This is a genomic window from Psychromonas arctica DSM 14288, assembly GCF_000482725.1.
In the GTDB taxonomy this organism is placed as follows: domain Bacteria; phylum Pseudomonadota; class Gammaproteobacteria; order Enterobacterales; family Psychromonadaceae; genus Psychromonas; species Psychromonas arctica.
On sequence record NZ_AXWP01000071.1, the window covers coordinates 1 to 21,563 of the forward strand.

The 21,563-nt window shown below is 37.5% G+C and carries 19 protein-coding genes and 1 pseudogene; 9 read left to right on the forward strand and 11 right to left on the reverse strand.

The genetic code is table 11. The features are described from left to right. Positions 1-32 precede the first annotated feature (32 nt). Together H592_RS0110235 and H592_RS0110240 are read left to right on the forward strand one after the other, a co-directional pair. Positions 33-1,217 carry a site-specific integrase gene (locus H592_RS0110235; RefSeq protein ID WP_028868699.1) on the forward strand — a complete coding sequence of 395 codons (1,185 nt, stop codon included), beginning with the start codon at positions 33-35 and terminating at the stop codon, positions 1,215-1,217. Then, complete coding sequence (locus H592_RS0110240) at positions 1,210-1,566, forward strand: hypothetical protein (RefSeq protein WP_028868700.1); 357 nt, start codon at positions 1,210-1,212, stop codon at positions 1,564-1,566. Before H592_RS0110235 ends, H592_RS0110240 begins: the two co-directional genes overlap by 8 nt. Positions 1,567-1,841: 275 nt before the next feature. Here the strand turns inward: H592_RS0110240 and H592_RS0110245 are convergent, their stop codons facing one another. The 10 genes from H592_RS0110245 to H592_RS0110290 form a co-directional block, all read right to left on the reverse strand. Continuing rightward, positions 1,842-2,498 (reverse strand): hypothetical protein, encoded by a 657-nt coding sequence (locus H592_RS0110245; RefSeq protein WP_028868701.1) that lies wholly within the window; start codon positions 2,496-2,498, stop codon positions 1,842-1,844. A 52-nt stretch (positions 2,499-2,550) separates the two neighbouring features. Next, on the reverse strand, positions 2,551-2,682 hold the full coding sequence (locus H592_RS24785; protein WP_028868702.1) for a hypothetical protein: 132 nt from the start codon (positions 2,680-2,682) through the stop codon (positions 2,551-2,553). 119 nt (positions 2,683-2,801) lie between these two features. Next, entirely contained in the window at positions 2,802-3,578 is a 777-nt protein-coding gene (locus tag H592_RS0110255) for a M48 family metallopeptidase (protein ID WP_028868703.1), read from the reverse strand. Further along, positions 3,578-6,844: a type I restriction endonuclease subunit R gene (locus H592_RS0110260; RefSeq protein ID WP_028868704.1), complete on the reverse strand. Its 3,267-nt coding sequence runs from the start codon at positions 6,842-6,844 to the stop codon at positions 3,578-3,580. The genes H592_RS0110255 and H592_RS0110260 overlap by 1 nt, the downstream gene beginning before the upstream one ends. A 15-nt stretch (positions 6,845-6,859) precedes the next feature. Next, positions 6,860-7,648 (reverse strand): retron system putative HNH endonuclease, encoded by a 789-nt coding sequence (locus tag H592_RS0110265; protein WP_028868705.1) that lies wholly within the window; start codon positions 7,646-7,648, stop codon positions 6,860-6,862. Next, on the reverse strand, positions 7,648-8,982 hold the full coding sequence (locus tag H592_RS0110270; RefSeq protein WP_028868706.1) for an AAA family ATPase: 1,335 nt from the start codon (positions 8,980-8,982) through the stop codon (positions 7,648-7,650). Before H592_RS0110270 ends, H592_RS0110265 begins: the two co-directional genes overlap by 1 nt. A 145-nt stretch (positions 8,983-9,127) precedes the next feature. Continuing rightward, a complete protein-coding gene (locus H592_RS0110275; RefSeq protein WP_028868707.1) occupies positions 9,128-10,171 on the reverse strand; it encodes a virulence RhuM family protein in 1,044 nt (347 codons plus the stop codon). Next, positions 10,171-11,448: a restriction endonuclease subunit S gene (locus H592_RS22015; protein WP_051369128.1), complete on the reverse strand. Its 1,278-nt coding sequence runs from the start codon at positions 11,446-11,448 to the stop codon at positions 10,171-10,173. Before H592_RS22015 ends, H592_RS0110275 begins: the two co-directional genes overlap by 1 nt. Before the next feature lie 4 nt (positions 11,449-11,452). Further along, positions 11,453-12,964 carry a type I restriction-modification system subunit M gene (locus tag H592_RS0110285; RefSeq protein ID WP_028868708.1) on the reverse strand — a complete coding sequence of 504 codons (1,512 nt, stop codon included), beginning with the start codon at positions 12,962-12,964 and terminating at the stop codon, positions 11,453-11,455. An 11-nt stretch (positions 12,965-12,975) separates the two neighbouring features. Beyond that, positions 12,976-13,569: a restriction endonuclease subunit S gene (locus tag H592_RS0110290; RefSeq protein WP_028868709.1), complete on the reverse strand. Its 594-nt coding sequence runs from the start codon at positions 13,567-13,569 to the stop codon at positions 12,976-12,978. Between the two features lie 153 nt (positions 13,570-13,722). Between H592_RS0110290 and H592_RS0110295 the strand changes: the two genes are divergently transcribed. From H592_RS0110295 to H592_RS22020, 4 genes and pseudogenes are all read left to right on the forward strand, one after another. Next, positions 13,723-14,478, forward strand: coding sequence for a PD-(D/E)XK nuclease superfamily protein (locus tag H592_RS0110295; RefSeq protein ID WP_028868710.1), 756 nt, complete (start codon positions 13,723-13,725; stop codon positions 14,476-14,478). A 248-nt stretch (positions 14,479-14,726) separates the two neighbouring features. Beyond that, on the forward strand, positions 14,727-15,500 hold the full coding sequence (locus H592_RS0110300; RefSeq protein WP_028868711.1) for a hypothetical protein: 774 nt from the start codon (positions 14,727-14,729) through the stop codon (positions 15,498-15,500). Positions 15,501-15,502: 2 nt separating this feature from the next. Next, positions 15,503-16,294 (forward strand): ParB/RepB/Spo0J family partition protein, encoded by a 792-nt coding sequence (locus H592_RS0110305; protein ID WP_028868712.1) that lies wholly within the window; start codon positions 15,503-15,505, stop codon positions 16,292-16,294. A gap of 193 nt (positions 16,295-16,487) precedes the next feature. After that, positions 16,488-17,120 (forward strand): annotated as a pseudogene (locus H592_RS22020) (IS6 family transposase). Between the two features lie 175 nt (positions 17,121-17,295). On the opposite strand, the gene H592_RS0110315 reads toward H592_RS22020, so the two are convergent. Continuing rightward, a complete protein-coding gene (locus H592_RS0110315) occupies positions 17,296-17,967 on the reverse strand; it encodes a hypothetical protein (protein ID WP_028868713.1) in 672 nt (223 codons plus the stop codon). 442 nt (positions 17,968-18,409) lie between these two features. Between H592_RS0110315 and H592_RS0110320 the strand changes: the two genes are divergently transcribed. Genes H592_RS0110320 through H592_RS0110330 form a run of 3 tightly spaced genes read left to right on the forward strand, consistent with a single transcriptional unit; the run spans position 18,410 to position 21,535 of the window. Beyond that, positions 18,410-18,874, forward strand: coding sequence for a hypothetical protein (locus H592_RS0110320; protein ID WP_028868714.1), 465 nt, complete (start codon positions 18,410-18,412; stop codon positions 18,872-18,874). Beyond that, a complete protein-coding gene (locus H592_RS0110325) occupies positions 18,871-20,364 on the forward strand; it encodes a hypothetical protein (protein WP_028868715.1) in 1,494 nt (497 codons plus the stop codon). The genes H592_RS0110320 and H592_RS0110325 overlap by 4 nt, the downstream gene beginning before the upstream one ends. Further along, positions 20,357-21,535, forward strand: coding sequence for a hypothetical protein (locus tag H592_RS0110330; protein ID WP_028868716.1), 1,179 nt, complete (start codon positions 20,357-20,359; stop codon positions 21,533-21,535). Before H592_RS0110325 ends, H592_RS0110330 begins: the two co-directional genes overlap by 8 nt. Positions 21,536-21,563 lie beyond the last annotated feature (28 nt).

Here is a 21,563-nt window from a genome sequence, read left to right on the forward strand (position 1 = left end):
TCAGTCATTAACGACTGGTATGTGAGGTAAATATGGGATCAATTAATATAAGAAATGGAAAATTAGTCGCAGATTTTCGTTATATGAATCAGCGTTGTCGAGAACAAACAAAATTGTTGGATACGGCAACAAACCGTAAAAGATTAACTAAGTTATTAAAAATAATAGAAGCAGAAATATTAACTAATACCTTTGAATATGCGAAGTATTTCCCAAACTCAAAAAACGTACAGAAATTTGAAATGCTTAATGAGCGTAAACAAACTGCTACTAATTATTTTAATGCTCCTGATGCACCAACATTAAAAGCGTTTTCAGAGTTGTGGTTTAATGAAAAAGCGATCGAATGGCGTAAAAGTCATAAACAATCAATTGAAGGGATTTTAGAGTCGCATATCTTGCCTGCATTTGGGCATATGAAGATCAGCGTCATCAAAAAACAAGATATCTTAACGTTTCGAGCTGCTCTCGCCAAAGTCCAGACTCGAACAAAGAAAACACTATCCGCTTCTCGTATCAATCATATTATGACACCACTAAGAATGCTGCTTAACGAAGCCGCTGATCGATATGAGTTTACGTCACCTTGGAAAAATATTAAAGCCTTAAAAATACCACGCACAGAGGTTAATCCATTTTCTTTAAATGAAGTTGAGCGTTTAATAAAAACAGCACCAGATGATTTCAAATCTTATTACATGGTGCGTTTCTTCACAGGCTTACGAACAGGAGAAATTGATGGTTTACATTGGGATAAAGTCGATTTAGATAAGAAGCAAATCTACATAACTCAAAGCCTTGTAAAAGGGGATATGACAGACGCAAAAACTGACGGCTCAAATCGAACTATTAAGCTGACCGACAGAGTTGTATCTGCATTGCAGCAGCAAATGAAAGTAACAAAGCACCTAGGGCCTTTTGTATTTTGTAAAAAGAATGGCAAGCCATTTAATTATCAAACTATTAGCCGTGTTATCTGGGAGCCTATGCTGCAACGATTAAAGTTGAAATACAGAAACCCATATCAAACACGCCATACCTACGCCACGTTGTTACTCGCAGCAGGTGAATCGCCAGAATGGATTGCACAGCAGATGGGGCATACCACTACAACGATGTTATTTCGTGTTTATTCTCGCTATGTTCCTAATTTGACACGCCAAGATGGTAGTGCATTTGATCGCTACGTAGAAACTCAAGGAGAAGATAATGCTTAGTGTCCATGATCATCCAATAGTGCAACAGATTGATAGCCAAATATCGCAAAGTGAAGCTTATTTATCGAGCCTGCAAGTAAAGCGTATTGAATTGACGAGATCGTTATTAAAATCAACCTATGAAGTTGCTCAGATCATTTGTCGTAATTTATACATAAATCAAACTCAAAGAGAAGTGGCTTTGTTATGTGGGTACGAATATTTAACAAATATTCAAATGGTCGAGCAGTGGTTATTAGAACAACTAGTAGAGCTAAATCAACCTCGTTTTGATTGTTGCGTTAGCGAATTACAGAATCGTTTAGTAATGCGTTTGAACAGTTTAAAACAAGATTATTTTCTAAGCTAATTTTAAGCAGAATAAAAAGCCAGCGGCCAAAAAAGTGACGGCTGGCTTTTTTGCCCACCCTTACCCGTAGTCACATGTTATGTTTCGGCTGATCAGCAATGCCTTTGGCCTAGCTTAATTCAAAGCAATAACGATGTGCTCCTAAATTGTTTGAATAGCGTTGTGGTAGCGAACTGGCTAATCACAAGGCTTACCAAAAGTGGTACTTCAAACGGTTGTGGTAAACCACATATTTTGGCGTTGAGGTGCCAGCTTCCTATTGGGGTTTCTTTAACTTACCAAATAGCTGGGTATTCAACAACCCCATCAATAGCAAAGCCGTGATTAAGCAAAGCTTGTCTAGCAATAAATGGTAATGTATTAGAGTCACTTGGATATTCAACCAAGCTGCTTTCTGCATATTTATCAATGATATTAAGTAATTCAGTTAACTCATATTGTTCTGAAATGGTTGAGTTCCATATAGCATCTTCAACCATTGATTCTAATTCCTCATTGGAATTTCTAAATGTAAGACGATTTTGAAATATGACTCTAAATGTATTTTCACCTTGATGATGAACTACAAGTTTCTGTTTTGGAATTTTCTTTACTAATCTGTGGTCTGCTCTTCTTGCATCATAAAACACTTGGTTCAAAACAACTGTCCCTTCAACTTTATGAAAGGTTTTTTCTTGAGTCTCAGAGTCTATACACCAATACACCCTAAAAGAGTTTCGTCTTAATTTGTGTCCAAAAATTTCTAAAAGAGGCTTGAGTTGCTGTTCCGTACCTTGTTTTGTCCCTTTAGACCATGCACTGACAACTGATTGCTGGGTTCTACAAGTTTCAGCTATCTCTGGCTGAGTCCATCCATTGTTTAATGCTAATTTAACTAATGGTTTAGTCTGTTTAAATTTTCTCTTACTTTTTTTGGGATTTTTAGTTTCCATTTTATCCTCTAAACAAAGCAGGTAAAGATTTACCTGCTTTTTCATTAATCAGTTATTTCTTCTGGTTTGGGTTCATCTGTTTCCCACGGTTACCATTTACCTTAGCGTTAGCTTGGTTATTTCCAGAAGTTCCTTTATTGGCATTACCTTGGTTCGCTTTGTGGTTGTTATTTTGATTAGACATTTTTTTCTCCTAGTTGATTGATTATCAAAATAAATAGTAAGAGAAAGGCTGAAAAATAAAATAGATATTTGAATGATAAAAAGAGATATTTTATAATATTTAATACTTAATCAATGTATTCACTCATTCAAATACAATTCCGCCATACCATCCAACCTACTTTTCACCTTTTTCCAGTGAGGCATAACTTGTGTCAATAACCGCCAGAATCGCTCACTATGGTTATGTTCAGCTATATGGCAAAGTTCATGTAAAATAACGTAATCAATACATTCTTTTGGGGCTTTTACTAAGTGAGGATTAAGCATTAAGCTACCTTGTGCCGAACAGCTCCCCCATTGTTTTTGCATGGATAATACTTTAAAGCTGGGAGGATCAATTACCCAGTTAGTTTGTGGTAGTAGGTCATTTATTCGTTCTTGAAATACTCGCTGAGCTTTGTGCTTATACCACTTTCCAACCAACACTTTGACTAACTCTGTTTTGTTCTCGTCAAATTTCGTTAAGCTCACCAATAGCTTGCCACGTAATAACTTAACACTCGAACTGCTGTTGTTATCTTTAACCACTTTAAGCATATAACGCCTGCCTAAATAGAACTGCATCTCGCCACTCACGTAATTCTTGTTTTGCACATACTCTTGATGAGTTTGAAACTCACAAACAGCATCCCAAATCCACTTTGCACGTTTTATCACTGCATCATGGATATCTGTATTATTAGAACACTCAGGAGCGGTCACGATCACTTCGCAATCAGGATGAACACGAATAGTGATCTTCTTTTTCTTATCTTCAGCAAAGCTTTTACGGATAACCTCATAAGCAATGGCCTGCTCACCGTAGATAAAGCTGTACAGTTCTTTATTACGCTCGTTAGAATTTACTGATGTCATCAGCTATTCAGACCTGCGAAGCCTAGGCGGGTTATTTTTATTACACCGCCGATAATTACCTGAGCCTTTTCAACGCCTAAGTCAGCAAACAATAGAGGCAATACACCTTGTAATACTTTGTTTTCAATTTCTTGTGGATTAATCGAAAACTCAGCAACTGCTTTATTCACTATTTCATCAATCTTTAAAGCATGATTAATACATTGCTCTTCACTTAGCGGTAAAGTGTCATCAAAAGCTTTTAAGAACAGGCCATAATAAGCTTGCGCATGGCGCTTACCATTAAACTTATCGGTTGGCACACCGTCAACTTTGCGTTCTTTAACTTGTTCTTCAAAATCAGCAAACAGCATATATTGCTTCACTGGTGCATCGAACATCTCTTTGGTTTGTTCAATCGCTTGTTTAAGCAGTTTGGAAAAGTATTCCTGAGCATAAGGGTCATCAGCTAAATCCTGCTCAATCATTTTGGTGATTCGACCTGTTATTTTATCCTTCTGATTACGCGCTTCATCGTCACTCATCTCTTCAGGTTTGGCATCTTTCCCCATATCACCAACCAAATAAACACCTTTAGACTCTTGCACTTCAACACCACCAATATGTTTATCCAACATAGTGCGAATATCGTCTGCGTATTTATCGTAATCTACGGTTTCTTCTGCATCTTCACGTACTTGAGCACGAAGTTGTGACATGGACTTAAGTGTTTCTTTATAAGTTTTACGTTTGTCGTCAAAGCTCTTATCTTCAAAGTAAGTCGCTGACTGTAAGGCAACCTTTAAACAATTAGCAAAATCGGCCAAGGCATCATAAAACTCATGACGTTTCTTTAAATTAAGATCAGTCGCTTGGTTATCAATAAACTCTATATGGGGTGTAAATACCGCTCTCATTGAAGCTGGATCTTGTGTGTTTTTAACCTCGCTAAAGAATGACCAAAGCTGGGTGTATAAACCAGGTAACTTTTTATATTCCGTATCCATACGGTTATACAAACCTTTCAAATCACCAATATCAAAACCATCTTGTGTGCGCTCTGCTAAATTTTGATATTTTTCGATAGTGATATCGAGTTCTTCCAAAATACCTCGATAATCGATCAAATAACCAAACTGTTTATTCGCATGTAAACGGTTAACGCGTGCGATAGCTTGAATAAGGTTATGTTGTTTAAGTGGTTTATCTATATACAACACTGTGTTTTTTGGCTCATCAAAACCTGTTAATAGTTTATCCACCACTATCATTAAATCAGGGCCTTCATCTTTACTGAATTCAGATATGATATATTTTGTGTAAGCTTTCTCATCTTGGCCATAGCCAGCATCAGCTACATTTTCTTTCCACCAGTTCTGCACTAAGTCAGTGCTTTCAGTCTCAACGCTATCGTGCCCTTCACGGGTATCAGGAGGTGACATAGCAACGACAGATGTTACCTTGCCGATTTTATCCAGAAGCTGTTTATATTGAATCGCAGAGGACTTAGAGTCACAGGCAAGTTGGCCTTTTAAACTTTGGTCTTTAAAGTTTTGGAAGTGATCAGAAATATCATGGGCAATTAGTTCTAAACGACCTTCAACTTGATAAATTTGTCCCTTTTGAGCAAATTTCTTCTTTAAGTCGGTACGCTGTTTTTCAGATAAAGAATCAGTAATACGGTCAAACCAAGCATCAATCGCTTTATCATTGGTACTTAACTCTGGAACACGTTCTTCATATAACAGCGGGGTTACGGTTTTATCTTCAACCGCTTGTTGCATAGTATAAGAGTGGATAATTGAGCCAAACTTATTCTCAGTTTTATCATCTTGCAACAATGGTGTGCCGGTGAACGCAACAAAAGCAGCATTAGGCAAAGCTTGTTGCATACGGATGTTATTTTCACCATTTTGACTACGATGACCCTCATCAATGAGTACAATCATATCTGCACTATCGTTATAACATTCAGGCAGGTTTACAGCGCTACCAAACTTATTGATGATAGAGAAAATAATACGCTCATTGCCTTTACCTATTTGCTCCGCAAGGCGTTTACCTGTGGTTGCCATTGCATCTTTTTTATCTTTATCAGAGAGTGCGCCACCTGAAGCAAACGTACGGGCCAGCTGATCTTCTAAATCAACACGGTCTGTCACCACTACGACGCGACACTTTGCCAGCTCTTTAAGCCAGATCAACGCTTTGGACAAAAACACCATAGTAAATGACTTACCAGATCCAGTGGTATGCCAAATGACTCCCCCGTTGCGAGAGCCTTTGTCATCAAAAGAGCTGATGCGCTCAACCAGCGCTTTAATACCAAATACTTGCTGATAACGAGCAACAATTTTCCCTGCTTTTTTATCAAATAGAGTAAATAGACGGGCCATATCTAACAGGCGGTCAAAGCGTAATAACGAAACTAATAAACGGTCTTGGTCAGTCACCAATAAGTCACCGCCTTCAATTAATGATAGGTACTCGGACTTCATAGAAGTAGGGCGATGGGCAAATAGTAGATCCAGTTTATTTTGACTCAGTTGTTTATTCTTTAACTGGGAAAACTCGTCTTCGGTAATTTGTTCCTCTTTCCACTTCGCCCAAAACTTTTCAGGTGTACCACAGGTCCCATACAAACCTTCATGGCCATTGATGGATATTAATAATTGGCTGTAAGCAAACAGATGTGGAATCTGATCCACCTTTTGATTACGAATATTTTGTGAAATGCCCGCTAACACTGTGGGTTTCCCACTTTTTGATGAGTCTGGTCGTTTAGCTTCAATCACAACCCAAGGTAAGCCATTTACAAAGCAAACAATATCAGGAATACGCTTGCCGGTACCGTGTGCATTTTCAACCTCTAACTCTTCTGTAAAGTGGTAAACATTATTTTCAGGTGCTTGCCAATCAATAATCTGAATAGTTGGGCTAACTTTTTTCCCTTCTACAAATTCAGTAATACCAATACCATAAGTTAGTGCATTATAAAGTTTTTCATTTGCAGCTTTTAACCCTTCATTCATAGCTGGGTTAGCGAGTTCATGTACAACTTTATCAATAGCAGCATCAGATAAATCATGTTGTTTGCCTTGAAAAGAAAAACTCTTTTTAGTTAATAGAGCACGCAACACATTTGGCAAAATAACAGTTGTTTTATTGCCACGAGTAGCCATACACTCACTTGGCGGTACAAACTGGTAACCAAGGTTGGACAGTAATGTTAAAGCTGGGATTTTAGCGCTTTGTTCTTCACGGAAGTTGGGTAAAGGCTGAGTCATTTATTTTCTCTTACGCTAATCAATATGAGGTAAAAATTGAGCAATTACTCTTTGACCAATAGTGCCAAAAAGATTTCTCGTTGCAGAATGAAAGGGTCTTAATTGATCAAATGCTGCCCTGTGCAAAGTAGGATGCCCTCTGCTTGTTAGGGTTAATTCACATTGAGCAATACTCTCGATTGCGGAAATGTCGTTACTCGATATAAGTGGCTTTAATACGTTATCTATTTCTGTTAACCATCGCTCCCTTTCTGCCTTCAGAAATGGAGCATTTAGGTTAAGGTGAGCGATGGTGTAAGTTGCCTTGTCTAATTCAACTGGAGATAGTCCTGCTTTAGGCGCAATAGTTCCATCAATAATAATGTAAACGAAATAATCACGACAGATAGGTGATTGAGGTGATATAAAGCGATTTGCATCATACTGATTATGTGGATTATTATCTTTGTAGTGACCACCAAACCTTTGTTCATTTTTATAGCTAACTAAATTGTCACTATCTAAAGCACAGCTCAGCAAATTAGCTTCATCAAAGGTCCGTTGCGGATACATGTTCTTTGGTTGCTCGTGCTCTAAATGAGAGCCAATACCATGCTCAGCTTTTAGATCTGCTAAATTTAACTCTGTATAACAGCATAAACCGAACTGTTCTATTAGCAATTTTTGAAAAAGCAGTTGATTATGGTCTTTAAAGTTGCCCCATGCTCTTGTCGCATGATCTGAGTCAGTCGGTACTCCATTGTTTATTTGTGCCGTTATAAGACTATGGATATTACCTGTATTAATTTTTTTTATAGTGCGCATCAGCCAAGAATATCCTTGCGTTGAATTGCTCTATCGGCAGCCATGAGATCAGAATGCGACTCACCAATCATCTCCTTTAAAATCTCCCTCATTTCAACCGCTTCTTTTTCTTTCCCTAAGCCTGATTCAATTAAAACTAAATATTCTTGCAATAATTTACTGTGATCTAAGGGAGGTCGGCTGTCGACTCCAAGCACCTGATTCAAAACATAGTTACTTGGTTCTCCATAAGTATTCCCAATTGGTGAAGTAACATGATCCCTCTGTAGGATGATAATTTGATGTTTCTTCACTGTTGTTAATACTTGAGGACTATGGGTTGTTACAATAAATTGAATTTTAGGAAATGCTTCTGTCAGGTTTTTTAGGACGAGCTGTTGCCATTGAGGGTGAAGGTGCATATCTACCTCATCAATCAATACGATACCTTGGGTTTCTTGAACCGCATGAGTTCCCATATGAGGATTTAGTTGAATCGCTCTGCGGGCAATATCAGCAATCATACCAATCATGTTGCGTACACCGTCACTTAATAGCGAAATGGGTACATTACCTTGCTCTTTATGAGTAGCAACAACTTGTTTTGCGGTTGCTGAATAGTGAATATTTGACCAACCAGAAGGCATTAAAACGATATTGAGTGCTTTTTGTAATGAAGTTAAGCGATCTGCATGAATATTTCCTACAATAAGGCTTCCACGTGTTCTCTGCTCTTGCTGTAGCATCCCACGTTCAAAGCTAGCCATCGTTTCTTCGTGAAGCCAACTAGCAAAATTTTTGTAGCTACTCGTTGGTTTATTCCAATCTCGATAGCCTTCTAAGCGACTGGTTTTTGATAATTTAGGCGGATTCTTTGCTGGATCAAAACTCTGGTTCCATAGTCTTTCAGTGCCATAACAAGCAATGACTGGAAGTGTTGGATGAGCGCCATCTTGTACAAGTTTCTGTAAACGTTTTGCTACTTGGTTTAACTCAATAACTTTAGAGCCTTTGCTTTTTTGTGTATTACGAGAGCGAGACCAATATGTAGGGAAATCATCAACATAGTCATTGAAAGCTTGTGCTGAAACTTGAACAGGGAATTGACACTCCATGGTAAAACCTGTGTCTTCAGAGCCGGTTTTGCCTAAATGTATGTCATTATCTCGAATAGGTCGGTCGGTACTTGTGCCAAATCCACTCATAAACTGGCCATAAGCGACAGAAACTGCATCGAGTATTGAGGTTTTACCATGACCATTTAAACCAACCAGTACATTGATTCCTGGCTGGAACTCACACTCAAAGTGTTTAAAACCACGGAAGTTTTCAAGAGTTAATTTTTGTAATTTCATATTGTTATTAGCCAGTTATGATTTCATTTATAGTATGCCATAGTCACGGTAAAGTAACCTTCCTCGGTGAGAGGATTGCTGCTCGTAATACTTTTATTCTGCGCTACTTACTCGTCGTTACTACATTAGCGCTTCTCTCATGGCGTTATTTAGTGCTTTTATTGTCGTCCAATATCGCTTTTAGTACTGCTATGTTGGCTATTTCACCTTCTGCTTCTTTCAGTCTTCTACGCTGTTGGGCATAGTCATCAAATACTTTCTTTGCTCTCTCATCGGCCACTTTTTTACTGATATTTCCGGCACCTGACAGCACATTACGATCATTAAATTCAAGAAACTGATCTAGTTTACTATTCCAATCTTGTAAAAATATCTGCTTGCGTCTTAGTGCCTGGTCTTCTGCGAAATCTAGCCACATAGTCACAATGCGGTTTAAATCTTTGATCTCTTCTTCTTTCAGGTAATTCTTTGCAATAGTGACATCGGTTTTACGGACTTCATCACCTTTAAAGCTGGTTAATCCCATATCTGACTTGTTCGAATCTGCACGGCTTGTAATCAGTTCTGCGGCTGTTTTTCCTGTCGAGGCAAAGTGCAATTTGTTTTGAATGCTTTGAAAAAAATGGGTGGTTTCTCTACTTGATGGTTGGTAATCGGCTGCCATGGTAAAAATATCTTTCACGCGTAAATAAACTCGGCGTTCACTTGAGCGGATATCACGAATGCGCTCAAGCATTTCATCAAAATAATCAGGCACCGCAGACTGACCCACGGGGGGATTTTTAAGTCGCTCATCATCCATGACAAACCCTTTAATAATATATTCTTTCAGGGTTTGTGTTGCCCATTGTCGAAACTGCGTACCACGGGCTGAGCGTACACGATAGCCGACAGCTAAAATGGCTTCAAGATTGTAGTGTTCGATATCTCGAGATACTTGGCGTTGGCCCTCTTGGCGAACGATCCGGAATTTCCGGATGGTTGCATTTTGAGCAAGTTCATCTTCGTTGTAGATATTAACTAAGTGCTCATTAATAGTACGCACATTTTTATTATAAAGATCTGCGATTGCGCTCTGAGATAGCCAAAGTGTATCGGACTCAAAGCGACATTCAACGCGCGTTTGGCCATCAATACTTTGAAAAAAAACAAACTCACCCAAAGGCGCGAGTGGCAATTGTTCGCTCATTAAGCCACCTCCAATTTATCTACTTTTACTCGTTTTTTACCTGTGAGCAGTTGTTGCATCAATGCCTTTTTCTCTTGCTTGAAGTGTTCTAGTTTGGTTTCTAATAACTCAATCTCTCTATCGGCAGAAGTAAGCACTGATGCTATTTTTTGTTGTTCTCCATAAGGGGGGGTATTAACTTTATATGCATTGAAATAATCAGCTGTAACACGCCGATGACCTGCTGAACCTTGCATGTTCATTTCACCTTTAGCTAAAAGTTCTGAAGTTCTAGTTAAGTAATATATAAACTTAGGATGTGTTTTGTTTTTTGCTCTTAACACATGATATTCAGTACTGCCAAAACCTATACCATTATTTAAACCTGATATAAATGCACCTTTGCCATTTTCAAAACAAGGGGTTATTTTTGCAATAATCACATCATTATCTACAAATGAAGTAAACCCTTTAGAAACATCGTCATATAATTTATCCTCTAAATGAATTATATGCCCGTCTTCGGAGATATTAGTCATCGGAATAAAAGACACTATCCCATCTAACGGTTTAGATGGTTTCTCCGGGTTAATGTCGCAGAGATTTTTCAGCTTTTTTAATTCCCACTTACCCTCAAACGTTTTACCGGTTTCTGGGTTGACCAGACGATTTTTACCCGTCAACAGTTGTTGTATCAGGGATTTTTTCTGCTGCTTGCTGGTTACAATCAGTTTTTCAATGGTGCGAATCGCTTTATCCCACACGCTTAGAATGTTGGCTATCTTTTGTTGCTCAGGAAGTGGAGGGGTTTGAATTTCAAGATTTAAATATTCAGGAGTCCGAATATGCACTTGGGTACTCCCGACCATCACCCTACGCATTATCTTACGATAAGGACCGGTATTACTTAAGTAAGCAAAATAATTTCTATCAATGTTATCTCTTAGCTTTAAGCCATAAACACCTTGCGAAAGAATATACTGTTTATCGCTATTGAAATTAACCACTGTGCCAATAGTTGGCCCAGTTGGAACCAAATCCCGCAGTGTTGTAATTGTATAAGAACTATTTACAACAGATCGCGTATTGCCAGCTGCAAATTTATCGGTACAGTAAGTTTGCTTTTTTATAATTAATTCATTGCTTGCTTGAATTGCTTTTTTTGGTATTACAGGAAACCCTGTTGCACTGAAATCGGAGGGTTTTAGTGGTGCGCCTCCTTTATGTTCTTCAACATAAAAGCTTATTTTTTGAGAATCCCAATCAGTAGGGGTGTCATCTGTTATTAATATCCTCATAGAATTAATACTCCAACTCTTTTAAATAACCAGTCATTTCTATTTCTAATTCGGCTAACTTAGCCTGTAATACCAAACGCTCTCCACGGACTGCTATTAGATCAATTTCCGCTTCCTCTTCAAAGGTATCAACATAACGAGGGATGTTGAGGTTATAATCGTTTTCAGCAATCTCATCACGTGTTGCGAGGTATGAGTATTTGTCAGTCGTTTCACGTTTTTTGTAGGTATCAATAATTTTCTGAATATTATCTTCGGTTAATATATTTTGGTTTTTGCCTGATTTAAACTCACGCGAAGCATCAATAAACAAAACTTTATTGTCTGACTTTTGTTTTTTGAACAGTAAAATAGCCGCAGGAATACCTGTGCCAAAAAACAGCTTTTCAGGTAAACCTATCACGGTATCAAGTAGGTTTTCATCAATCAATTGCTTACGGATTTTACCCTCGCTAGATGCGCGGAATAAGACCCCATGGGGTACAACTACACCCATACGACCAGTTTGAGGTTTTAGGGTTTCAATCATGTGTGAAATAAAGGCGTAATCACCTTTAGTTTTAGGCGGAACACCACGGCGGAAACGACCAAAGTGGTCATCTGCAGCATCTTCATGGCCCCATTTATCAAGCGAAAATGGAGGGTTTGCTGTCACTACATCAAAATGTAATAGGCCGCCATTTGTATCCTGTAATTTAGGGTTGCGAATGGTATCACCCCATTCAATACGGTGGTTATCTTCACCGTGCAGGAACATATTCATTTTAGCCAGTGACCATGTCGAGTTAATCGATTCTTGACCAAATAATTCGTATTGCTTAGATCCTGCAAAGTTAGCTTGTACCTGCTTGGCACACTTCAGTAATAGCGAACCTGAACCACATGCTGGATCGCAAATGCTGTCGCCTTGCTGTGGATCTAGGATGATAGATAGCAGATCAGAGACTTCTGGTGGTGTGTAGAATTCACCTGCTGATTTACCGCTACCTGCCGCAAAATGTTTGATGAGGTATTCATAAGCGTTACCAATTACATCTAAAGAGCCAACACTGCTTGGGCGTAGGTTTAGGCTATCTTTACCAAAGTCTGCTAAAAGATGGCGAAGAATATCGTTCTTCTGCTTTTCATCACCAAGATTATCGGTATTAAAGCTAATATCTTGGAATACGTTTTTTAGTTTAGTGCCATTCGCTTCTTCAATGGCATGTAATGCTTGGTCGATACGCGTACCGTTACCGGAGGTTTCACGCAGGTCATACAGATCCCAAAATGTTGACCCTGCGGGAATTTTAAATGACTGGCTACCCATCATTGCGGTAATCATTTCTGGATTATCACCAAATTGGGCAGTTAATTCTTCGACTTTATCTTGATGTACATCGGAAATATATTTTAAAAAGAGCATGGTCAGAATGAAGTCTTTATAATCATTAGCGCTTACAGTACCTCGAAAAGTATCGCAGGCTTTCCAAACAGTTTTATTGATGACACTTTGGTCAATTTGAGTATGTGGCATAATGTTCTCTTTTAATTTTTTATTGAATTTTTAAGTAAATCGCTAGCAATCGCATTAAGTTGCTGCTGGCGGTTGCTTATTAGCTGGTTGAGTAATGCATGCTCTTTTAAGCTTGCTTCATACAACTTCGCTATTGATTCTTGCGTCTCTAAATCTGGTATTGCTAGCGCAGCTTCTGAAAGAATAGGCTTACGAATATTTATTTGTGTACTGCCTTCTGCACTTTTTTTAAAGTAGTTTTGTATTGGTTTTTGATTTAACTGCCACGCTAAAAATTTTGAGTTGACCGAGTGCTGTAACCCTGCCTTTACTCTAATAATAAATAGACTCGGTGCACAGGTTGTTTGCTCAATCCCCTCTGGAATCCAGCATGCATAATGTCGTAAGCCTTTAGCAATAAATAAAATATCACCTGCCTGCAACCACGTTGGTTGTTTCTTTCCTGCTAGTTCTGTTTTTACCAAGTTGTTTGGTAACAAATCACCAAGATTTGAAATATCTTTTGCTTGAATAACGCTCACTGAAGCGTGCTTATCATGCTTGATTGATCCCCTAAAAGGATAGCCAGCTTGAATGTCTGTTATCTCTGACAGCCGTTTTATCATATTAATCCCCTCAGTTTTTGATGCTTACATTGTGGACATTCCTATTAACTTGGTCAAGCGGTTTTTTTGCAGTAAATAAATGTTGCTTTAGTTCTTGACTGTATATCATACAGTAATATACGATTATATGCAGTAAACAAATGGAGTGTTCGTATGAGTGGTCAGAAAGCAGTACAAAATGGTAAAGCGTTTGAATCAAAGATCTTTGCGATATTGAATCAAATTCCAGGTGTATCAGTGATTAAAGATATTCCTTACCCGTCTATCTATAGTGCTTATTCAACAAAGCATAAAACGAAGATGGAGTTTAGAGCTGAGAATATTTCACTGACTTATGAAACCTTGGATTCACAAGGTAATAAAGTCAGCAAAACACGTTGTTTTAATACTCTGAACATTGAGTGTAAATATCAAGAAGACTCGGGCACTACAGACGAGAAGTATCCTCTTGTGTATGAAAATGCACTGATCAGTGATGCGGAAGCCACTCTATTTGTTTACCAAGATCCGCTAAAGAACATTAAGCGGGGGGCGTTAGAGTTTATGTATGACAAGGCGCTTAATTCTGGTGAGCGCTTAATTGTGATGGATTTTGATAGTTTTTTAGCGAATGTAAATCAGCAATATTCATTGGTGCTTTCATCAGATGAGCTTGAGCAAGGTTCTGAGTTATTCATGGTTAATCATCCGGGTTTAAAAGCATTGGAGGCGTTCTCTAGAAAGCGTTTTAAAACTGAGATTAACAAAAGTGGTCATTGCGTTGAGTATTTTGATGAGTATTTACATTGCCAACGCATGTTTCACAACTTTATCGCTAAGCATGGTGTGCAAAGCCGTGACTATATGCCTTACCTAAGTAATTTACGTACTTTGCGCAAGGGAATAGTCGAATGTTTAGCAAAACAATAATTAACATTAAGGAGCATTAACAATGGAAATAAATGTTATGGCTAAGTTACTTTGGCCATTAATTTAGAATGTAAATTGCTGTTTTAGATGAATTTATGATGGGGGATAAGTTTTATCCTTTTGAAAAAACGTAGTCCTTATCTAGGCAGGAATAGCAACGGATAAAAAAGCTCTCGAAGAAGTACCAGTTCAACGAGAGCCATAACTCGAAAGTTTAATTATAACGGGCAAAGCCCAGGAGAAATTTTATGTCAATTTTCACAGAATACCAAATCCCTCAATGGAATGGAGTTAACGCAGGCACATTAAAAGTTAACATTAACACTATAGATCAGATAAAAACCAATGTTCTACAGCAAGCCCAAGCAACAACAGAGCAACATATCGCGTACCTAGAAGCGAGTATTTTAGAGAGCGGATACAACGGTGCTTATCCAATCATTCTCAATGAGGAATACCGTACAGCAGATGGTTACGGTCGCTTAAAAGCCATTTGTTCGATTGTTGAACGTGATCCCTCAATGAGTTTTATAGTCCCTTTCATCCTAGGTGATGCTATGGGTAAGGGCTTTAATGGATCTACTCGCGGCGTTATGGACAAAGACCTAGAGCGCATTTTCTCAGGATTCGAGAAACGTAGAGGCTTTTATCGTGGTAAAACTGACCGTGCTCGTGAGCAAGCAGAAGAAGCTGCTGAATTTCTGGCTATCCGTAAATATGGCACTCACTCTCTAGTTAAAACTAAAACTACTGAGCAGCAGTTAAAAGCCAGTATCCAGAAGAATGAGGTAATTTACCGAAAGGCATTTATTGCAGTTTGCCAAATAGCTAATGAGCTTGGTTATAACCCTGAAGCTATTAAGTTCTCACATTGGTTGGCTCTATTCTGTCGCTTTGATGTAACTGAAATTACTTTGCATATTGCCCGCTCTAACGTTATAGAAAACAATGGCAGTACTGAAAGCCAACGCGCACAAATATTTCATGAAATGGCTGATAAAGCTGAATTGGGAGGGCTATAATCATGGCAATGATTAATATTAATGACATCATTATTCCAAAGCGTATTCGACCACTCAATAGAGATCGTGTTGAAGAACTGGCTAAATCAATTGCAGAGGTGGGGTTAATTTCCCCTCCACTCATCAACAATGGTAAATTAATCGCTGGCAACCATAGAATTGAAGCTTACAAAAAGTTGGGATATACGCAAATCAACTGTTTAGAAATGGGGGATGTAAATAATTTATCTTCTCTAGTTCTACTAGAGATTGATGAGAACTTATTCCGTAATGAGTTATCAGCGGCAGAGAAGGCAGAACACCTAGCAATGCGAGTTAACCACTTGATAGCAGGTGCGCCGAACAAAACTGCTGAGCGCAAAGCTAAAACAACAGCAGTTGATAAGTTATCAAAACAGCTTGGTTCGTCAACTCAGTCTGTACGTGACTCAATCCGCAAGCACAATGTAATTGAATCTGTACAGCTTCCTCCAGAACTGAAACAAGATCTTTCAAAGTTGTCTACCGCGCAATACAATCGTGTTGCTCAAACAGCCAAGCAGAACATTGATATGCCTAATGTTAAGGAGACCGTGCAAAAGGAATTGAATAAGCAATTGTCGATGCCAGTTGGTTCCGATCTTGCCGCTCACGATACGGAAGCTAAGCTGAAAAGGACGCGTCGTCGCTTACAGGATGCACGATCAATAGCGAGAACAAATAAAGGGGGGGATGAAATTGAAAATAAATTACTTCAAGACATCATTAACGCTGTAACTGCTTGGGTTGATTACCACGATAACAAGTCAGATTGATATTCAAAAACCTAAAGCTTGAGAAGCTGTAATATGTTTCTTTAAAGTTGTTAAAGGGTCTACAAGAGGAGAGGGGACAACTTAACAATCACTCTATCAATTATACGATAATCTGCAGATGAATAATTCTAATATCTACGCAGGTTATCGTGTCCTTGCACAACTCATCAGCCATGCCGTTTAGCTTGATTATCTGTTTTCATAGAGCTTTCGTGATCTCGAAGAATTGCTCGTCTCGAGAGAATTTGTTGTCAGCTATGAAACGATCCGACAGTGCTGTAAAAAATACGGCAATATTTACAGTAACCAGCTCAAAAAGAACTGTGGCTAACTTGTTTATAACTGGTATTTGGATGAGGTTTTCATCAAAATAAATGGGGTCTTACATTATCTTTGTCGAGCAGTCGGTCAATATGGCGATGAGATAGATATTTTGGTTCAGAAACGAAAGAATAAGGCAGCTGCGATGCGCTTCCTTAAGCTACTATTGAAAGGGCTGGGAGGTACGCCGTTAAAGGTTTTTACGGATAAACTAGCAAGTTACTCTGCTGCAAAAAAGGAATCAATACCAAGTGTAGAGCACTCAACTGTCCAGTATGAAAATAATGGGTATGAACTCTCATATCAGCCTACTCGACAACAAGAACGACAGATGCGGAAATTCAAATCACAGGGCCAAGCCCAGCGGTTTTTAAGTTGCCACGGAGTAGTAAATAACCTGTTTCGTTTTGGCCGTCATTTAATACAAGCAAAACATTATCGAGTATTTCGAGATCGCTCATTTTCTCAAAGGATACAGATGAGTTGCATTCAAAATTTAGATTAGGGCTAACTTTATAGCCTTTAGTCATCCTGGTTACATAAGTTGACAATACCCTTATTATTTATTAGCTGTATTAGTTATCAACTTTCTCTGGTTCAATACACTCTCTTTCATGAAGCTGAAATATAAATATTTACCTATTTCCTCATTCTAAATAAGTTTGTAATGCACATTCGCGTTACGCATCTCTATCTTCTCGGAGGTAGATAGTTAAATCATCACGTGGAATTTGATAAGTTTTTAACAAGCGTTTCAAACTATCCCTGATTTGGTTTGCAGATAGATTCATTTCTACAAAAATAATATTGCCGCATTTTTGTGGACTCCTCAATTCATCTGGATTGCTTGAAAAATATTTTTTATTACGTTTACTTATATGATTAGGATTATTATCTAGAGATATGAAGCGATGTGTATCGAGCGAGAGAAGGTAATCGCAAACCTGTAAATACAATTCAGACCAAGTAAGTTTATTTTCGTAAGGTACTCCTTGAATTACGAATCCATAGGGCCTCTTATATTTAAATTCTTCATTTAAATCATGTGGGAGCTTCTTGTTCAATATCTTAATTAAACGTTCTCTTTCAGGGGCATCGATGCTATTTTTTTTAGGTACTGTTGGTATATAGAGGGGGGTGTTCGTGTATTTTTGTATCAGTTCTGAAAGCTCGTTGGCTGATATTGTAAACTCATCATTGCATAGGTTGAATTGTTCCTTGAAGGCTACCCCATTTCTAATCGCATCATTATCATTATGATCAATATCAAGCCAAAGGTCATCAGATAAAGATAATAAGTCTTCTTGTGCGGCCTTTAAATTGCTGAGAATATTTTTTATTTTTTCCTGCATAGTTACTTATCCTTCAATGTATAACAGGGCTGAAAAATTTATCGCGCGACCCAAGTTTATTTAAATTATATCTAAATTATATCTAAATTAGTTTGTATTAAATTTATATTCCATGAGTTTGCCTATTTTTAATAACATAGTGATTAAATTGAGTTAAAAATAGTTTAATCAAGGGAGGGAGACATTATTATTTAGCTGTATAAAGTTCAATATTCTTAGATTGTTAGATTTGTTAATTCATTTATTTTTTATTTTTATTGGCATTGAAAAAGCCTGCAGTTCTTGAGTAATTGCGCTATAATAATCACAGGTCATTGATTTTAAATGATATTATTTTTTGATGGTGATCTCATTAATTAAATTTAGAGAAGGAAATTACATTTATTAGCTCTATTGTATATAGAAGTTTCATCGTCTATTACAAACCGGAGTAAATAAAAACTTGAAAAAATTTAGAGTAGATCAACTTGATTTAACTTTGTATTCTAAAACTTTAGAATGCACTTTAAATGATACCTTTAACTTTAAACAGTTTCCCGAAGTAGACTCTCTGGCTTTTGGTCAACTCGAATTATTGCTTAAAAATATTGTGCTAAATGTTTTAATATTAGACGGCTTATTTTACCTCATTTCTCCCGACCCTTTTTTTATCTTTTTATCTCAACACCCTCAGGCTAAAAAACTTTATGTGAATACCATCATTCATAAGCCTAAAGACGATAATGAAACTCTTGAGATTATCGATACTTTAATTTTGGTTAAACCATCACTCATGTTTTTATTCAATACTCCACTTAGCACTATTCATGCTCGTTCCTGCCAATTTAAGAAAATGAAATACAAAGCAACATCACTGACACAGCTTGCTCTATTTGCAAATAAATCTAAATCGGCTTTTAGAAAATGAATAGAAAAAATATTGAAAAGTCTAACCGTTCGAATGCAGCCGGTATCCCTTTTCCTCTTACACATGAACATATGCAAAAGCTTCGTTATTGGTATCAGAGCAAACTAACTAACCCGCAGTTGTTGGTATTACTGCTAGTTTGGTTAAAACAAGATTTTAAAACGGTTAGGGAACAAAAAGGCTTCCCTTTCGTCTATCGTTCAATATCAGGCGTTGATCCTGAGAGGAATTGTTTGCGAATTCTTCGTCAGGGCAATGTCTCATGGGTGGAATACTCTATTCATATTGGGAATAGAGGATTTATCTGGATACCTATTCCTGTCGCATTAAAAGGTTTTTTTTGGAGAGTTTTACAAGAACACCCCTCTTATGAAAAGCCAATTTTGAATGTAAAGGAAAGCTGTGCCCTTTATGATTTTTGGATAAGCAAAATGACAAGGTCTAGAGCATTTAGAGGGATTAAGATGGCCAATAAAACAGTCTGGTCAAATTATATTCATAAGTACTGTCAGGCAGATACTGTGCTTTCTAGTAATTCGAAATCCCTGTACTTCGAAAAGTTACAGCATTCATCAGCAGATGCTTATCAAACAGAGATCATTGAATCTAATCGATATCAGTTATTTAAATCTATTAATAATAGCATTGACAGATTAATTTTAGAGGCTGAAAAATGGGAGATCTTAAGCAATTTTGAACGTTCCATTAACGGACGCAAAGTTATTCCTAATCGCCATGAAAAATTGGCTAAATATATTACTGAGAACAATGGCTTGATTAGCGAGATAAAAATTGATTATAAAGAGCATCACCGCGAAGTTACTAAAACAAGAAGTTTGCGTATTGGTGCGAAGGGTATAGTTGATAAGTCTGTGGTTATTCATTTTTTTAAAGATCTTAACGATTTATTGGTGATCAGTAAACGTAAAGCGAGCAGTCGTTCAGCATTCATTTACTATTACAACCAGTGTACGTATATATTTTCTTTACAACTTATTTTGCTCACTAGTTTACGGCCCACCCACCAAATTAGTCCGTTATTGGCTGCATTATCAGTAGACCGATTTAGTGTGAAAGATAAAGGTCAGAGTAGAACTATTCTATTAAGTGCTTTCTTGCAAGAGCAGGTTATTCGATACCAATGCATACAACGTAAACTAAAAAATATAATGCATTGCTCAGAGAAATCTCCATTTTTGCTTTTCCTTGTTGATGATAATTTTAAGCCTATGCATTTATCAGCTAAAAAACTACGCATATTTATGGATACACATTGGTCAGGTCATGTGCCTTACTTGTTAAGAAAAATGTTTGCTCAGACATTGATGGAGTTGAAATTACCTAATCACTTACTTGATCGTACAATGGGACACTCTCGGCTTGGGGAGCATGACGGTGCAATGACTGTCTTTCTGTATGAAGAGAAAGTTATGCTTGATGCTCTGAATAAATTGCCTGGTATTTTTAAAATTGAGCTATTTAATGATTAGCCTTAAAGGAGTGACCGATTGGTTAAATACACAACTAGAAGTTCCGCCTAAGAAGGAAGATCTCCATTGGCTCTTGAATCATTGGCCTGAAGTGCATTGTGCAACTCAACCTGTCTTAAGTCGGCCAATGTTACGTGTTATCAACTCTAAAATAAGAAAAATTTCTACAGGAAAAAGAAGAGGATATCAAAAAGCACTTTCAGCCGTTATTGTATATTTATCAGAGTGTTTACAATGGTTGATCCCTGAAAAAGAAAAAATAAAACTTCAAGATGCCAATAATATTTGGTTTGAAGGGGTTACTGCTCAGTCTTTCAATTCAGAATGCTTAGTTAATTGCTATCAAAAGCTTATAGAAAAAGCAGTAAAGCAGCCCGTTGAAGCTAATGCTGCCATGGTGAGCATTGCACTATTGTTAGAGACTGCGCCGGTATCACTACCCTCTCTTTTTTACTTACTTACTCATCCTACTGTGCTGGAAGAGGTGGGAGGGATTGCTACGGTTTGTTATCCCGTTTCGCTTGATGATGAAAGTGAACAGAGGCAATATGCACGTTACAAGTTGTCAGCACTTTCATATCGTTTATTGAAAGAATATTATAAAACTGGTGTAACACTTAAAAACATAAAAGTATTACGACATCATATTCGTGAGTATCTCCGCTTAGCACCGTTTTATCTGGAAAATGTTTCTGATAGTCAATTGTTGAAGATGATCACCTGCTATTGGCAAAAGCGACTACCGAACTTTTTCCTTAAAGATTTTATTAATCCATCCAGCCAATTTGCACTTCATCCTACACGCTATTTGATTACGGCCAATTGTTCAGGTAATTCAAAGCCAACTAAAAATAAAAAACTATTTCATACTCATACCACCTTAAATATTAATCCGAGTGGTAAACAAAAATGGCCCCATAAAAAGCTATTAGATGAATATAAAAAACTAGGAAAAAAATCTGTATTAAAACAGCTTAAAAGTGAGGCTTCAGTCATCTGGTCACAAGACAATATCCTTCCTCAATTATATTACCTTTATGTCGCAGAGTTAATTGAGTTTGGTGGGGTTAAAAAAGATACTCTAAGAGTGTCTACGATCGAAACTTATACCCAAGCTACCTCAAGATGCAAAATTGAAGGTTTGAAAGTTATCATTAATTCTACTGTCTAAAGCATCATCAAGATTGGGTAACGTGTCA

Coding starts and splice junctions, on each gene's coding strand:
- H592_RS0110260 (WP_028868704.1), bottom strand. CDS start 6,844: ATGACTCAGCCTTTACCCAACTTCCGTGAAGAACAAAGCGCTAAAATC.
- H592_RS0110235 (WP_028868699.1), top strand. CDS start 33: ATGGGATCAATTAATATAAGAAATGGAAAATTAGTCGCAGATTTTCGT.
- H592_RS0110285 (WP_028868708.1), bottom strand. CDS start 12,964: ATGCCACATACTCAAATTGACCAAAGTGTCATCAATAAAACTGTTTGG.
- H592_RS22015 (WP_051369128.1), bottom strand. CDS start 11,448: ATGAGGATATTAATAACAGATGACACCCCTACTGATTGGGATTCTCAA.
- H592_RS0110330 (WP_028868716.1), top strand. CDS start 20,357: ATGATTAGCCTTAAAGGAGTGACCGATTGGTTAAATACACAACTAGAA.
- H592_RS24785 (WP_028868702.1), bottom strand. CDS start 2,682: ATGTCTAATCAAAATAACAACCACAAAGCGAACCAAGGTAATGCCAAT.
- H592_RS0110270 (WP_028868706.1), bottom strand. CDS start 8,982: ATGAAATTACAAAAATTAACTCTTGAAAACTTCCGTGGTTTTAAACAC.
- H592_RS0110325 (WP_028868715.1), top strand. CDS start 18,871: ATGAATAGAAAAAATATTGAAAAGTCTAACCGTTCGAATGCAGCCGGT.
- H592_RS0110315 (WP_028868713.1), bottom strand. CDS start 17,967: ATGCAGGAAAAAATAAAAAATATTCTCAGCAATTTAAAGGCCGCACAA.
- H592_RS0110300 (WP_028868711.1), top strand. CDS start 14,727: ATGTCAATTTTCACAGAATACCAAATCCCTCAATGGAATGGAGTTAAC.
- H592_RS0110295 (WP_028868710.1), top strand. CDS start 13,723: ATGAGTGGTCAGAAAGCAGTACAAAATGGTAAAGCGTTTGAATCAAAG.
- H592_RS0110265 (WP_028868705.1), bottom strand. CDS start 7,648: ATGCGCACTATAAAAAAAATTAATACAGGTAATATCCATAGTCTTATA.
- H592_RS0110240 (WP_028868700.1), top strand. CDS start 1,210: ATGCTTAGTGTCCATGATCATCCAATAGTGCAACAGATTGATAGCCAA.
- H592_RS0110245 (WP_028868701.1), bottom strand. CDS start 2,498: ATGGAAACTAAAAATCCCAAAAAAAGTAAGAGAAAATTTAAACAGACT.
- H592_RS0110305 (WP_028868712.1), top strand. CDS start 15,503: ATGGCAATGATTAATATTAATGACATCATTATTCCAAAGCGTATTCGA.
- H592_RS0110290 (WP_028868709.1), bottom strand. CDS start 13,569: ATGATAAAACGGCTGTCAGAGATAACAGACATTCAAGCTGGCTATCCT.
- H592_RS0110275 (WP_028868707.1), bottom strand. CDS start 10,171: ATGAGCGAACAATTGCCACTCGCGCCTTTGGGTGAGTTTGTTTTTTTT.
- H592_RS0110255 (WP_028868703.1), bottom strand. CDS start 3,578: ATGACATCAGTAAATTCTAACGAGCGTAATAAAGAACTGTACAGCTTT.